15 protein-coding genes and 1 tRNA gene are annotated in these 12,936 nt (G+C 70.0%); 12 read left to right on the forward strand and 4 right to left on the reverse strand.

What is annotated here, in order from left to right:
* Positions 1–558: 558 nt before the first annotated feature.
* Genes argB through dapD form a run of 3 tightly spaced genes read left to right on the forward strand, consistent with a single transcriptional unit; the run spans position 559 to position 3,046 of the window.
* Positions 559–1,500, forward strand: coding sequence for an acetylglutamate kinase (argB, locus tag B3E43_RS13275; RefSeq protein ID WP_292030267.1), 942 nt, complete (start codon positions 559–561; stop codon positions 1,498–1,500).
* Positions 1,497–2,189: a pyrimidine 5'-nucleotidase gene (locus tag B3E43_RS13280; RefSeq protein ID WP_292030269.1), complete on the forward strand. Its 693-nt coding sequence runs from the start codon at positions 1,497–1,499 to the stop codon at positions 2,187–2,189. Before argB ends, B3E43_RS13280 begins: the two co-directional genes overlap by 4 nt.
* Positions 2,189–3,046, forward strand: coding sequence for a 2,3,4,5-tetrahydropyridine-2,6-dicarboxylate N-succinyltransferase (dapD, locus tag B3E43_RS13285; protein ID WP_292030271.1), 858 nt, complete (start codon positions 2,189–2,191; stop codon positions 3,044–3,046). The genes B3E43_RS13280 and dapD overlap by 1 nt, the downstream gene beginning before the upstream one ends.
* Here the strand turns inward: dapD and B3E43_RS13290 are convergent, their stop codons facing one another.
* Complete coding sequence (locus B3E43_RS13290; RefSeq protein WP_292030273.1) at positions 3,047–4,270, reverse strand: PQQ-dependent sugar dehydrogenase; 1,224 nt, start codon at positions 4,268–4,270, stop codon at positions 3,047–3,049.
* A gap of 233 nt (positions 4,271–4,503) precedes the next feature.
* Here B3E43_RS13290 and B3E43_RS13295 point away from each other — a divergent pair.
* Positions 4,504–4,580: transfer RNA gene (locus tag B3E43_RS13295), tRNA-Met, on the forward strand.
* Positions 4,581–4,644: 64 nt separating this feature from the next.
* A complete protein-coding gene (locus B3E43_RS13300; RefSeq protein ID WP_292030275.1) occupies positions 4,645–4,947 on the forward strand; it encodes a hypothetical protein in 303 nt (100 codons plus the stop codon).
* Positions 4,948–4,951: 4 nt separating this feature from the next.
* Here B3E43_RS13300 and B3E43_RS13305 read toward each other — a convergent pair whose 3' ends face one another.
* Positions 4,952–5,575, reverse strand: a complete 624-nt coding sequence (locus tag B3E43_RS13305; RefSeq protein ID WP_292030277.1) for a TlpA family protein disulfide reductase — start codon at positions 5,573–5,575, stop codon at positions 4,952–4,954.
* A 61-nt stretch (positions 5,576–5,636) separates the two neighbouring features.
* Here B3E43_RS13305 and argH point away from each other — a divergent pair, with 61 nt between their 5' ends.
* From argH to B3E43_RS13325, 4 genes are read left to right on the forward strand one after another with little or no spacing between them, the layout of a single operon-like run.
* Positions 5,637–7,004, forward strand: a complete 1,368-nt coding sequence (gene argH, locus B3E43_RS13310; protein ID WP_292030442.1) for an argininosuccinate lyase — start codon at positions 5,637–5,639, stop codon at positions 7,002–7,004.
* A gap of 10 nt (positions 7,005–7,014) precedes the next feature.
* Positions 7,015–7,251: a hypothetical protein gene (locus B3E43_RS13315; protein WP_292030279.1), complete on the forward strand. Its 237-nt coding sequence runs from the start codon at positions 7,015–7,017 to the stop codon at positions 7,249–7,251.
* A 7-nt stretch (positions 7,252–7,258) separates the two neighbouring features.
* Positions 7,259–8,533: a diaminopimelate decarboxylase gene (gene lysA, locus B3E43_RS13320; protein WP_292030281.1), complete on the forward strand. Its 1,275-nt coding sequence runs from the start codon at positions 7,259–7,261 to the stop codon at positions 8,531–8,533.
* A 45-nt stretch (positions 8,534–8,578) separates the two neighbouring features.
* A complete protein-coding gene (locus tag B3E43_RS13325) occupies positions 8,579–9,148 on the forward strand; it encodes a M23 family metallopeptidase (protein WP_292030283.1) in 570 nt (189 codons plus the stop codon).
* 25 nt (positions 9,149–9,173) lie between these two features.
* Here the strand turns inward: B3E43_RS13325 and B3E43_RS13330 are convergent, their stop codons facing one another.
* Both B3E43_RS13330 and B3E43_RS13335 read right to left on the reverse strand, forming a co-directional pair.
* On the reverse strand, positions 9,174–9,719 hold the full coding sequence (locus tag B3E43_RS13330; RefSeq protein ID WP_292030286.1) for a phosphoribosyltransferase: 546 nt from the start codon (positions 9,717–9,719) through the stop codon (positions 9,174–9,176).
* Positions 9,712–10,653, reverse strand: a complete 942-nt coding sequence (locus B3E43_RS13335; RefSeq protein WP_292030289.1) for an MJ0042-type zinc finger domain-containing protein — start codon at positions 10,651–10,653, stop codon at positions 9,712–9,714. Before B3E43_RS13335 ends, B3E43_RS13330 begins: the two co-directional genes overlap by 8 nt.
* Before the next feature lie 66 nt (positions 10,654–10,719).
* Between B3E43_RS13335 and B3E43_RS13340 the strand changes: the two genes are divergently transcribed.
* Genes B3E43_RS13340 through B3E43_RS13350 form a run of 3 tightly spaced genes read left to right on the forward strand, consistent with a single transcriptional unit; the run spans position 10,720 to position 12,935 of the window.
* Positions 10,720–11,430, forward strand: coding sequence for a cell division ATP-binding protein FtsE (locus B3E43_RS13340; RefSeq protein WP_292030291.1), 711 nt, complete (start codon positions 10,720–10,722; stop codon positions 11,428–11,430).
* The gene (locus B3E43_RS13345) at positions 11,427–12,308 is read left to right on the forward strand and encodes a cell division protein FtsX (protein ID WP_292030292.1); all 882 of its coding nucleotides are present in this window, start codon (positions 11,427–11,429) and stop codon (positions 12,306–12,308) included. The genes B3E43_RS13340 and B3E43_RS13345 overlap by 4 nt, the downstream gene beginning before the upstream one ends.
* Positions 12,309–12,317: 9 nt before the next feature.
* Positions 12,318–12,935: a YdcF family protein gene (locus B3E43_RS13350; protein WP_292030295.1), complete on the forward strand. Its 618-nt coding sequence runs from the start codon at positions 12,318–12,320 to the stop codon at positions 12,933–12,935.
* Position 12,936 lies beyond the last annotated feature (1 nt).

The following is a 12,936-nucleotide window of genomic DNA, read 5'->3' on the forward strand; positions in this document are numbered from 1 at the left end:
CGGCTCGGCGTTGGCGACGCCGGCGGACAGGGCGAGAGCCCCGACTGCGCTGGTGGCCAGAATGAAAGTTTTAACGCGCATGGGTGGATGCCCTCCGCAGCCCAAGTGAATTTGTGACGGCGTAGTAGCCGCCGCTAAGGTGTCATAACAGCCCCGCTGGCCCAGGTCGAGATGGCCGGATACGAAGGCTGGCGAGCGTGGCTGATGGGCTACACGACGGCGTTTTCAGCCTGCTTTCGGGAATTTCGCCCCCTGTTTGTCCCTTGTGAGGGGAGGCGGGCGCCGGAAATGGCGGACTCAGCCGCCACCCGTCCTTCCGGTCGCCTTGCCGGTTCCCTCACAGACAGGGCAGGTCTCGCCCGTCGCCGTCGCTCCGACTCCCTGGCATTCAGGGCAAAGCACCGGGTCGAGCCCCTGCAGAGACGCCGGATCCGTCGGGCGGGACCGGGTCAGGTCGCGGTCGTCGATCTCATGTTCTTTCATACCGGACCCAACGGTCCGGGCGCGCACGGGTTTCAGGTGACAGGACCCGGACCTCGCTTTAGGAGCCTGCTCATCATGGACGAGACCGAACGGCAATCCGAGGATCGCGCCAAAGACGCGCAAGGTTGGGAGACGGCGAAAACGCTCGCCGAGGCCCTGCCCTTTATCCAGATCTATGACCGCAAGACGGTGGTCATCAAGTACGGCGGCCACGCCATGGGCGAGAGCGCCGTGGCGCGTCAGTTCGCCGCGGACGTGGTTTTGCTGAAGCTGATGGGCGTCAATCCGGTCGTGGTGCACGGCGGCGGACCGCAGATCAGCGCCATGCTTGACAAGGCGGGCGTGAAGTCCGCCTTCGTCGACGGGCTGCGGGTCACGGACGCCGACACCATGCAGGTGGCCGAAATGGTCCTGTCCGGCGCGGTCAATAAGGAGATCGCCCACTGGATCACCATGGCCGGCCGCGAGGCGGATGTCCGGGGCGTCGGCCTGTCGGGCAAGGACGCCGGCCTTCTGACCGTCGAAAAGACCAAGCGCACCAAGCGCGACCCGGACAGCATGATCGAGCATGAGGTTGATCTGGGCTTTGTCGGCGAACCGACGCGGGTCGACCCCAAGCTGATCAAGCGTCTGCTGGAGTCCGACGCCGACTGGGTGCCGGTCATCGCCCCCATTGGCGTGACCGAGGACGGTCAGACCTTCAACGTCAACGCCGACACCGTCGCCGGCGCCGTCGCCGGCTCGCTGGGCGCCAAACGGATGCTGCTGCTGACGGACGTCCCGGGGGTCAAGGGCGCGGACGGCGAGATCATCCGCCAGATGACGGTCGGCGAGGCCTCGAAACTGATCGAGGACGGCGTCGCCACGGGCGGCATGATTCCCAAGCTGCAGACGGCCATGGCCGCGGTCCGCGACGGGGTCGAGGCCGTGGTGATTCTCGACGGCCGCCGGCCCCACGCCATGCTGGTGGAACTGTTCACCGAGCACGGCGCCGGCACGCTGGTGAAGGCCGGATGACGGCGGAGCCGGTCGAGGCGACGGAATACGGCGCCGATCTGCGCCATGTCCGCAGCTGGATCTTCGACCTCGACGACACCCTGTATCCGCCCGAAAGCCAGTTCATGGGGCTGATCCAGCAGCGCATCAACGACTATGTCGTGCGCACCGCCGGCCTGCCGGCGGATGAGGCGATGGTGGTCCAGAAGGGGTATCTGCGCGACTACGGCACCTCGCTGGCCGGTCTGATGGCGCATCATCGAATTGATCCGCACGACTTCCTGGCGGAAGTCCATGACGTACCGCTGGATGTCCTGGCCCCCGACCCCGGCCTGCGCGCGGCGCTGGAGCGGCTCGAGGGCCCCCGCATCGTCTTCACCAACGGCTCGATGGCCCATGCCCGACGGGTGGTCGAGAAGCTGGATCTGGCCGATCTGTTCGACGGCCTGTTCTCGCTGGAGGACGCCGATCTGATTCCGAAGCCGGACCCCCGGACCTTCGCCCGGATGACGGAGCGATTCGACGTCGATCCGACCACGGCGGCCTTCTTCGAGGACACTGTGCGCAACCTCGCACCCGCCCACGCCATCGGCATGACCACGGTGCTGGTCGGGCCGCACGCCCGGGACGCAGAGACGCCCTTCGCCGACCACCGGGCCGCCGCCCTCGGCCCCTTCCTCGCCACCGCCCGCCTGTCCGGAGACGCCTGATGACCGACCTGACCCATCTGGAAGCCGTCATCGAGGCCGCCTGGGAAGGCCGCGCCAATATCTCGGCCGCCACCCACGGCGAGGTCCGCAAGGCCGTCGAACAGGCGCTGGAACGGCTGGACTCCGGAAAGGCGCGGGTCGCCTCGCGCGGCGCCGACGGCGTCTGGATTACCCACCAGTGGCTGAAGAAGGCGGTGCTGCTGTCCTTCCGGCTCAACGACAATGAGATCATGCGCGGCGGCGACCGCGGTCCTGCCAGCCATGCACCCGGGGTCGGGCCCTGGTGGGACAAGGTCCCCAACAAGTTCGGCGACTGGACCGCGGCCCACTATCAGGAGGCGGGCTTCCGCTCCGTGCCCGGCTCGATCGTCCGCCGCGGGGCCTTCATCGGCCGCAACGTCGTGCTGATGCCCAGTTTCGTGAACATCGGCGCCTTCGTCGACGAGGGATCGATGGTCGACGCCTGGGCCACGGTCGGCTCCTGCGCACAGATCGGCAAGAATGTGCACCTGTCCGGCGGGGCCGGAATCGGTGGGGTGCTGGAGCCGCTGCAGGCCAATCCGACCATCATCGAGGACGGCTGTTTCATCGGCGCGCGCGCCGAGGTGGCCGAGGGCGTCATCGTCCGCGAGGGCGCTGTCCTGGCCATGGGCGTCTATCTGTCGGGCTCGACGAAGATCGTCGACCGGGCGACGGGCGAGGTCTTCCGCGGCGAAGTGCCGGCTTATTCGGTCGTGGTGCCGGGCAGCCTGCCCGATCCGAACGGCGGGCCGGGTCTTTATTGCGCGGTGATCGTCAAGCGGGTCGACGCCCAGACGCGAGCGAAGACGGGCGTGAACGAGTTGCTGCGCGATTGATCAGTTCACCGCCGCCAGCCGGACCAGCTTGCCGTCCGCCTCATCGGTGACCGCCCACACCGCGCCATCCGCCGCCACGGCCAGGTCGCGGACCCGTTCGCCGAGGTCGGTCATCAGCCGCTCCTCGCCGACGATCCGGTTCCCGTCCAGCACCAGCCGGGCGATGTGCTTGTCCTTCAGCACGGCGACCAGAAGATTGCCGCGCCAACCGGGGAACATGGCCCCGTCGTAGAGGATCATGCCGCCCGGCGCGATCGACGGGTCCCAGTAGTAGGCCGGCTGTTCCGTCCCCTCGCGCGCCGTGATCCCGGCGTTGATCGCCGCGCCCCGGTATTCGACGCCGTAGGCGACGTCGGGCCAGCCGTAGTTGAGGCCCGCCCGGTCCAGGTTGACCTCGTCCCCGCCGCGCGTGCCGTGCTCGACCGTCCAGACGTCGCCGTTCGCGGCGATGGCGACGCCCTGCGCATTACGATGCCCCAGGGACCAGATCTCCGGCAGGGCCCCGGCGCGGCCAACGAAGGGATTGTCGGACGGAACCGAGCCGTCGGCATTGATGCGGATGGTCTTGCCCATGTGCGATCCCAGGTCCTGGGCCTGTGGCCGCATCGGCACGTCGGATCGCTCGCCCACGGTGATGAACAGCCGGCCGTCCGGCGCAAAGGCGAGGGATGAGCCATAGTGCAGCCGGCCCGCATAGGTCGGCATGGCGCGGAAGATCACCTGCACGGCCTCGACCCGCGATCCGTCGTCCGACAGCCGTCCGCGCGCCACTGCCGTGCCGTTGCCGCCTTCACGGGGCTCCGCATAGCTCCAGTAGATCATCCGGTCGTCGGCGAAGGTCGGGCCGGTCACGATATCCAGCAGACCGCCCTGCCCCTGGGCATCGACGGCCGGCAGCCCCGCGATCGGTTCGCCCACCGCCCCGGCGGCGGTGATGATGCGCAGGCGGCCGGGCCGCTCGGTCACCAGCCAGCGGCCGTCGGGCAGCAGCGCCAGACCCCACGGCTCCTCAAGCCCCGAGGCCACCACCGTATGCGCCATGGCCACCGCGGTGCGCACGCCGGGCGCGCGGGTCTGGCCGGCAAAGGCGGGCTGTTGGTCTGGCGCATTGGCCGCGCGGGTCTCGACCGGATCGCCGGGCCGCGCCTCGTCCTGCCCGGGAACCGCGCAGGCGGCGGCCAGGGCCACGGCGGACACGGAGACGGCGAGGGCGAGCAGGCGCATGGGAAACCCCTTGAATCAGACGAGCGGGAAACGGTCTCCGCAGCCTAGCCGTTCCGCCGCGGCGGCGTCACCCGTCTGCGACGCATGGCCCCGGTCTGGGCCCCGGTCTGGGCCCCGGCCCCGGGACGGCGTGAAGGCGGCTTGAATCCACCGGCGCCCGCCTATATAGGCACCGCTCTTCCGGCGGACAGACCAGTTCCCGCCGGGACTCGAGCGACGCGATCGTCAAACGGGGCTGGGTAGCTCAGCTGGTTAGAGCGGTGGATTCATAACCCACAGGTCGGCGGTTCGAGCCCGCCTCCAGCCACCATTGCCGCAACCCCTCCCGCTTCCCCGCGTTAACCGCCAAGGTTCAACGCCGAAGGGGATTTTCCATGCGCATCCAGACCATCACGCTCGCCGCCGTCGCCGCCCTGTCGCTGGGCGCCGCCGCCTGCACGCCGGCTGAACAACAGGAAGCCGAGACCAAGGCCGAGGTCGCAGGCGACCGGGCCGGGGAGGTCGCCGCCGAGGCCGGCGAGGTGATCGAGTCCGGAGCCATGAAGGCTGCGCGGGCGGTCGAGGAAGGCGCGGGCAATGTCGCCGCCCGACTGGAAGACAATCAGGCCGAGGCCGCCGCCGAGGGCCGGCCCGGCGCGATCGATCCGGCGACCGAAGAGCGCGTCCCGGCCAACTAACCCGTCAGGCCGGCTCCGCCAGCAGCGCGTCGATCAGGGCGCGCGCTTCGGGGCTGGCCCAGTCAGCCTCGCCGGAGAAGGACGCGCGGATGCGACCCTGACGGTCGAGGATCACGGTCTGGGGCATCTTGCCCTCGCCCGGCAGTTCGAACGGCAGCTGGAATTTCATGTCGCTGTAGAGCGGCAGGGGCTCGTGCACGTCGATGAAGCTGCGGGCGTCGGCCAGACCGTCGGCGGTGGCGTCGACATTGATCGGCAGCACGACGAGCTGGTCGTCGGGATAGGCCTCGTCCAGACGGGCCAGGGTCGGCATCTCGGTGCGGCAGGGCGCGCACCACATGGCCCAGAGGTTGACCACGACCACCTTGCCGCGGAACTGGGCGAAGGTAGCGTCGGCCCCCTCGCGGGTCTTGAACACATAGGCCGGGGCCATCGGCGTGGCTTCCAGCGTCTCCAGCCGGGTCAGGGAGCCGGTGGCGAAGCGGGCCAGTTCGCTCTTCGCCGCCGGTTCGGGCGTTGCGGCTTTGAAGAAGGCGTCGCGATTGGCGTATAGCAGCCCGGCGCCGACGATCATACCGACCGCCAGCGCGCCTGCGATCGCTATCCCCGCCGCCTTCGAGCCCTTCATGACCAAGCCTTCCCCGTCGCCAGCGTCAGTTAAGCCTTCTCCGAACGCGGAAGGTCAAGACATCTGGGGCGGACGCTTCTCGGCGCGGCCGGCCGACATCATGCAGGCGATCAACGTCTCCATCGGCGTGGACCGCCGCCTGTGGGCCCAGGATCTGGCCGGGTCGCGCGCCCATTGCCGCATGCTGGCGGCGCAGAAGATCATCACGCAAGCCGACGCCGACGCAATATTGGGCGGGCTGGACGCCATCGAGGTCGAGATCCGCGGCGGCTCCTTCCCGTTCCGCGACCAGTTCGAAGACATCCACATGAATGTGGAAGCGCGGCTGGCCGAACTGATCGGAGAGCCGTCGGGCCGGCTGCACACCGCGCGCAGCCGCAACGACCAGGTGGCGACCGATTTCCGCCTTTGGGTCCGCGCCGCCTGCGACGCCGCCGTCGACCAGCTGAAAGGGCTGCAGTCGGCCCTTCTGGTGCGGGCGGAGCAGCACGCCGCCGATCTGATGCCGGGCTTCACCCATCTGCAGCCGGCCCAGCCGGTGACCTTCGGCCATCATCTGATGGCCTATGTCGAGATGTTCGGCCGCGACGCCGCCCGCTTCGCCGACGCCCGGGCGCGGATGAACGAGAACCCGCTGGGCGCCGCGGCCCTGGCCGGTTCCCCCTTCCCCATCGACCGCCAGATGACGGCGGCCGAACTGGGCTTTGACCGGCCGATGGGCAATTCGCTGGACGCCGTCTCGGACCGCGACTTCGCGCTGGAAAGCCTCGCCGCCGCCTCGATCTGCGCCGGACACCTGTCGCGGCTGGCCGAGGAGATCGTCATCTGGATGACGCCGCAGTTCGGCTTTGTGACCCTGCCGGACGACCTGACCACCGGCAGTTCGATCATGCCGCAGAAGCGCAATCCCGACGCCGCCGAACTGGTTCGGGCCAAGACGGGCCGGATCATGGGTTCGCTGGTCGCCCTGTCGACAGTGATGAAGGGCCTGCCGCTGGCCTATTCCAAGGACATGCAGGAGGACAAGCCGCCGGTGTTCGAGGCGTTCGACGCCCTGACGCTGGCCCTGGGGGCCATGACGGCCATGGTTTCGGCCCTGCAGCCGAACACCGAACGGATGCGCGAAGCGGCCGGCTCGGGCTTCTCGACCGCCACCGATCTGGCCGACTGGCTGGTGCGCGAGCTGAACCTGCCGTTCCGCAAGGCGCACCATGTCACCGGCGCGGCGGTGAAGCGGGCCGAGGCCCTGAACGTGGATTTGTCGCAACTGCCGCTGACCGAACTGCAGTCCCTTGAGCCCGGCGTGACGGAAGCGGTTTACAAGGTGCTCACTCCCGAGGCTTCCTGCGCCAGCCGCCAGAGCTTCGGGGGCACGGCGCCGGAACAGGTCCGCGCGCGCATCGCCGAGTGGAAGACGCGTCTCGCGTAAGGGGTTTGGGATGAAGAAGATCGTGCTTGCGGGCGTCGCCGCCCTGATCGCCGTCTCGGCCGCTGCGTGCGGCCGCATGGCCGACCTCGACGCCCCGCCGGCCCGGGAGACCGAGCGCGGCATGCGCGACGAGCGGGCCCCCAGCCTGCGCGAGCCCGCCACCGTCAACCGTCCGCCCAGCCAGGTCCCGATCGACGGCGGCCCCAGCTCGAGCCCCTACGGTGGTTCGGGCTCCAACCCCGGCTAGGCTTCCCTTGCATCATTTCGACCGCATCAACGGCGCGCTTCAGGCCGAGGGCGTGCCGCTGAAGACGCTCGCCGAAGCGGTCGGCACGCCGGCCTATGTCTACTCCAGCGCGACCCTGACCCGGCACTACGGCCTGCTGGCCGACGCGGTCGCGGCCCATCCGGCGGCCCTGGGCGACGCCCTGATCGCCTTTGCGGTGAAGGCCAACTCCAACCTGTCGGTGCTGGCGACCCTCGCCCGGCTCGGCTGCGGCGCCGATACGGTCTCGGAGGGCGAGATCCGGCGGGCGTTGAAGGCCGGTGTGCCCGCCGACCGCATCGTCTTCTCGGGCGTGGGCAAGACCGACGCCGAACTGGCCTTCGCCATCGAAGTCGGCGTGCGCCAGATCAATGTCGAGAGCGCGGTCGAACTGGACCGGCTGATCGCGGTGGCGGCGTCGAAGGGCGCGCGGCCGGAGATCGCTATCCGCGTCAATCCGGCCGTCGGTGCGGGCGGCCATGCGAAGATCACCACCGGCGGGGCGACGGACAAGTTCGGGGTGCCGGCGGACGAGGCCCACGCCCTCTACGCCCGCGCCAGTCTGTCGCCGCATGTGACGCCGGTCGGGCTGGCCTGTCACATCGGCAGCCAGATCACCACGCTGGAGCCGCTGGAGGCGGCGTTCCGCGCCCTGCGGACGATGACCCTGGAGCTGCGCGCCGCCGGGCTGTCGGTCACGCGGCTCGACCTCGGCGGCGGGCTGGGCGTGCCCTATCACGGCCAGTCGGACCTGCCCTCGATCGCGGCCTATGTCGCCATGGCAGCGCGGGTGCTGGACGGTCTGGAGGTCGAGGCGGCGTTCGAGCCGGGGCGCCTGCTGGCCGCCAATGCCGGGGTGCTGCTGAGCCGGGTCATCCAGGTCAATGAGCGGGGCGACGGCCGGCGCTTCCTGGTGCTGGACGCGGGCATGAACGACCTGATGCGCCCCGCCCTCTACGACGCCTTCCACGATCTGGTCCCGGTGCGGCCGCGCGAAGGCGAGGCGCGCCTGTACGATCTCGTCGGCCCGATCTGCGAATCCACCGACATCTTCGCTCGCGACCGCCTGCTGCCGCCGATGCAGGCCGGGGACCTTGTGGCCTTCATGGGCGCGGGCGCCTACGGCGCTGTGCTGGCCAGCGAGTACAATTCGCGGCCTCTGGTTCCCGAAGTTCTGGTCAATGGCGAGGCCTACGCCATCGTGCGAAGGCGCCCCTCGTACGAAGACTTGTTGGCCCGTGAGTCCGTCGTTAACTGGCTCTAGCCGGAATCGGCTTCAAATCTGATTGTCCGGACGCATGGGGTTCGAATGATTGCTCTTCTCTTGGCCAGTCTGGCTTTTCAAACTGCCGGGTCGCCCATCGAACAGGTGATGATCCACCCATTCGTCGCGTCGGATTATATGTGCAGCGAACACTGGGAGGGGCAGCTTGCCTACCCGGGCGACAGCCTCGGCGCTGACTGCATCGTCATGGGCGGACCCAGCGATGAATCGGGCGGCTATCTGGCCCCGTTCCGAACCGATGGGGCCGCCAACGAAGACTGGTACGGCTGGAACCAGCCCTTGCTGGCCCCTTTTGACGGCCAGGTCGTGCGGTTGACTGAAAATCCGGTGGTCAACGTCCCGGGCCATCTCGGCTCACCGCCCGCGAGCATTGTCGTCTTTGCCCGGTCCGACGGAACGCATGTCCTGTACGCCCACATCCAGGGGGCCATGGTAAAGGTCGGCGATCAAGTCGTTGCCGGCCAACCCGTCGCGCGCATCGGCAACAACGGCTTCGGCCGTTCCCCCCACACCCATATCGGCGCGTGGCGGGGCGAAACGCCGCTGCAGATTCGGTTCGACCTGAGGGCCATGGCGCAGATGCGTCAGCCCTGACCTGGCTTCAACTTGCGGGCTGGCTCTAGTCCAGCGCGCACACGTCCGGCAGCCCGCGCAGCGCGCCCGCGTGATCCAGCCCGTAGCCGACCAGGAACCGGTTCGGCGCCTCCCAGCCGACGAAGTCCGGCTCGGGAGCACGCGGCAACGGCCAGGGCTTCTTGGCGAAGACGACGGTGAGAACCTCTGACGCGCCCTTCGCCTTCGCGATCCGCACGGCCTCGGCCAGCGACAGGCCGGTGTCGAAGACGTCGTCGACGATCAGGACACGGCGGCCCTCGATCGAACGCTGGAAATCGGCATAGACGTCGATCCGGCCCCGGCTGGTCTGTTCGTCGCCGTAGGACGCCAGCCACAGGGCGTCGAAGCGGACATTGCGGCCGATCCGGGACAGGGCGCGGGTCAGGTCGGCGGCGAACCACAGGCCGCCGGTCAGCAGCACGGCCGCCACCGTCTCATCGTCGATCACCGGGGCGATCTGCGCGGCGAGGTCGGCGACGATGCGCTGGACCTCGGCTTCCGGGAGCAGGACGGTGGGCTTGGCGGCGTCTTGGGGGGCGGTGTCAGCCATGCGAGGCGGATACCGCCTCTTCCCTATGGGTGTCCACCACTGGCACGGCGTCGATCGGCTGCATGTCCAGCGGGGCCGAGGCGCCGGGGGACAGGGCGGGGCGCAGGCCGCCGTCAGCGGGCGGGGCCGCGGCAGGGGCGGTCGGCGCCTCCGCATGGGCAGGCGTGGGCGCGGCGGGGGGCCGGCGTGTATCGGCATGGGGCGCGGGCGGCGGGGCGGCGCGGGACGGAGCCTCATCCAGCACAAAGGCGACGCCGACGCCCTGGCCGCGCGCGCCCGGGTCGGGAATCACGGCGGCGAAGCCCTGGACCTTGCCGGGCAGAACCGGGGCGGCGTCGATGCGGATGACGGCGTGGCCGATTTCGGCGCCGTGGGCGTCCAGCAGGGCGACGCGCACGGGCGGGGCGGTCCGCTCATTGTCGCGCACATTCCTGAGCGCACCGGAGACGATCACCTTGCCCGGGTCATTGGGCAGGGGTTTGGCGCTGACCGCCTCGAAATCCAGTCCCGTCGGGTTCACCGTCAGGCCGATGGCGGCATAGGCGGCGGCGGCGCGGGGGGCCAGTTCAACGACCTCGACCCTGAACAGCCAGGCGCTGCCGAGCAGGGCGGCGAAGCCGGAGGCGATGCCGGCCCAGACCACGCCATGAGCCGCGGCGCGGCGCAGGCGGCGCTGCTGTTCGGCGCGGGCGCGGAAGGCCTTGGGCAGTTCGGGGGCCGGCGTCTCGGCCAGTGATTCGGGGTCGGGTTCGTCGCGATGGGCGAAGCTGACGGCCTCGCTCGGCGTCGAGGACTGGGACAGCTCCAGAGGCTCGTCCAGGGTCGCGCGCCAGGTGTGGCGGCACGACTTGCAGCGGACAGTCCGGCCGCCCGCCCCGATCGCCTCATCCGGGGTGAAATAGCTGGTGGCGCAGGACGGGCAGGTCAGTATCATGTGCGCTGACTGCGAGGCTCTTCGCCCCCTCCCGTCGCGGCCTGGCCGCGTCCTGACCCGAAATTCATGCCCGTCCAGCCCCGCCGCGCTTATGAATCCGACGCCGCGACCGCGACCGTCCGCCTGTCTGGCGTGGGTTTCGGCTATGCGGCGACGCACCGCGCGCTGCGGGACGTTAGTCTCACCTTGCCAGCCGGCTCTTTCCACTTCCTTACCGGGGCGTCCGGGGCGGGGAAGTCGACGCTGCTGAAACTGTTGACCCTGGCCGAGCATCCGACCGTCGGAACCCTGCATCTGTTCGGCGAGGACGCCACCACGGCGACGCGCCGCGCCCTGCCCGCCTTCCGCCGCCGGATGGGGGTGGTGTTCCAGGACTTCCGCCTGCTGGATCACCTGTCCGCCTTCGACAATGTCGCCCTGCCCCTGCGGCTGACGGGCCGCAAACAGGCCGACTATGCCGGCGACGTCGAGGAGATGCTGGACTGGGTCGGCCTCGGCGACCGGATGGATGACGCCCCACCCTCATTCTCGGGTGGAGAGAAACAGCGGCTGGCCATCGCCCGCGCGGTGGTCACCCGGCCCGACCTGATCCTCGCCGACGAACCGACCGGCAGCGTGGACGCCGCCATGGCCGAGCGGCTTCTGAAACTGTTTCAGACGCTGAACCGGCTGGGCACCACCGTGCTGATCGCCAGCCATGACGAGGCGCTGGCCGAACGCTCGGGCGCGACCGTCCTGCGGCTGGAAGGCGGACGGCTGATCGGGGGCGCGACATGATCCGCCGCCTGTTAAACGCCCGCCCGTCGCTGCTGCCGCGTGATGCGGGCGGCGAGGCGTGGCTGGCGGGCCTGATCGCTGTGCTGTGTTTTCTCGCCTGCCTGTCAGCCGTCGGGGCCGTCTCCGCCGACCGGGCCGCCCACGGCTGGGCGCGTGAGCTGCGGTCCGAGGCCACCGTGCAGGTCCGCCCGCGCGTCGGCGAGACGGGCGCCGAGGCCGCCGCCCGCGCCGCCCAGACCCTGGCCGGGGTCGAGGGAGTCTCCGAGGCCGAGGCCATGGACCGCGAGACCGCGGAGGCCTTGCTGCGCCCATGGATCGGCGACGCCGTCCTGCCCGACCTGCCCATCCCCCAACTGGTCACCGTGCGGCTGGATCTGACCGCACCGGCCAGCGCCGTCACCCTCGGCCGGGCCCTGGCCGAGGCCGGACTGGACGCCACCGTCGACGACCACAGCCTGTGGCGCGGCGAGGTCGAGCGGTCGGCGGGCCTGATCACCCTGCTTGCGGCCGCCGCCTTCCTGCTGACCGCCAGCGCGGCCGGAGCCGCCGTCGCCTACGCCACCCGGGCGGGGATGGCGGCGCAGTCGGGTGTGATCAACACCCTCAGCCTCAACGGGGCTTCCGACGGCGCTATCGCCGGCCTGTATCAGGCCCGCTACGGCCTGCTGGCGGCCGGGGCCGGGGCCATCGGCGCGCTGGTCGCCATGCTGCTGATCGCCGCCCTGCGCTTCCTCGGCGGGGCCGAGGGGGTCACGCCGGCCCTGCCGCTGGCGTGGAGCGACCTGCTGATTCTCTCGCCATGTCCGTTGCTCGCGGGTACGGTGGCGCTTGTGGCCGCGCGATTCACCGCGCTGGCGCGGCTGAAGCGGGGTCACTAGGTTAGGCGCATGAAGTTTCTGACCTTCATCGCCACGCTGGTGCTGATCTGGCTGATCGGACTGTTCGCCTTCGCCGATCGGGTGCGGGGCTATGCACCGGCGGCCGAGCCCGCCCGCGCTGACGCCATCGTGGCCCTGACCGGCCCCTCGGCCGAGCGGGTCAACGCCGCCATCCGCCTGCTGGAACAGGACAAGGGCCAGAGGGTGCTGATCTCGGGCGTCAACCGCGAGGTCCGCCGTCAGGAACTGCGCGCCCTGACGCCCGGCTCCAACCGCCTGTTCAACTGCTGCGTCGATCTGGGCTTCGAGGCCGAGGACACCGTCGGCAACGCCCAGGAGATCGCCGCCTGGGCTGATGCCAAGGGCTATGACAGCCTGATCGTGGTGACCTCGGACTATCATATGCCTCGGGCCCTGACCGAGATCCGCGCCGCCGCGCCGGGAATCGAGCTGACGCCCTATGCGGTCGAGACGCCCTCGCTGGACAATTCCCGCTGGTGGAAGGCCGCCGTCACGGCCCGCCGGATGACGCTGGAATATATGAAATATCTCGCCGCCCTCGCCCGCGCGACGGTGGGCGGCGGCCGCGGCGCTGCCGCCGAGGCTCCCGCAGAACAGGCCGCCTGAC

Source organism: Brevundimonas sp. UBA2416 (assembly GCF_002343105.1).
Classification (GTDB): Bacteria; Pseudomonadota; Alphaproteobacteria; order Caulobacterales; family Caulobacteraceae; genus Brevundimonas.

Excerpts from the sequence above, each read along its gene's own strand:
- argB (WP_292030267.1), top strand. The coding sequence starts at position 559 with ATGGACGAGACCGAACGGCAATCCGAGGATCGCGCCAAAGACGCGCAA.
- B3E43_RS13280 (WP_292030269.1), top strand. The coding sequence starts at position 1,497 with ATGACGGCGGAGCCGGTCGAGGCGACGGAATACGGCGCCGATCTGCGC.
- dapD (WP_292030271.1), top strand. The coding sequence starts at position 2,189 with ATGACCGACCTGACCCATCTGGAAGCCGTCATCGAGGCCGCCTGGGAA.
- B3E43_RS13290 (WP_292030273.1), bottom strand. The coding sequence starts at position 4,270 with ATGCGCCTGCTCGCCCTCGCCGTCTCCGTGTCCGCCGTGGCCCTGGCC.
- B3E43_RS13300 (WP_292030275.1), top strand. The coding sequence starts at position 4,645 with ATGCGCATCCAGACCATCACGCTCGCCGCCGTCGCCGCCCTGTCGCTG.
- B3E43_RS13305 (WP_292030277.1), bottom strand. The coding sequence starts at position 5,575 with ATGAAGGGCTCGAAGGCGGCGGGGATAGCGATCGCAGGCGCGCTGGCG.
- B3E43_RS13315 (WP_292030279.1), top strand. The coding sequence starts at position 7,015 with ATGAAGAAGATCGTGCTTGCGGGCGTCGCCGCCCTGATCGCCGTCTCG.
- B3E43_RS13325 (WP_292030283.1), top strand. The coding sequence starts at position 8,579 with ATGATTGCTCTTCTCTTGGCCAGTCTGGCTTTTCAAACTGCCGGGTCG.
- B3E43_RS13330 (WP_292030286.1), bottom strand. The coding sequence starts at position 9,719 with ATGGCTGACACCGCCCCCCAAGACGCCGCCAAGCCCACCGTCCTGCTC.
- B3E43_RS13335 (WP_292030289.1), bottom strand. The coding sequence starts at position 10,653 with ATGATACTGACCTGCCCGTCCTGCGCCACCAGCTATTTCACCCCGGAT.
- B3E43_RS13340 (WP_292030291.1), top strand. The coding sequence starts at position 10,720 with ATGCCCGTCCAGCCCCGCCGCGCTTATGAATCCGACGCCGCGACCGCG.
- B3E43_RS13345 (WP_292030292.1), top strand. The coding sequence starts at position 11,427 with ATGATCCGCCGCCTGTTAAACGCCCGCCCGTCGCTGCTGCCGCGTGAT.
- B3E43_RS13350 (WP_292030295.1), top strand. The coding sequence starts at position 12,318 with ATGAAGTTTCTGACCTTCATCGCCACGCTGGTGCTGATCTGGCTGATC.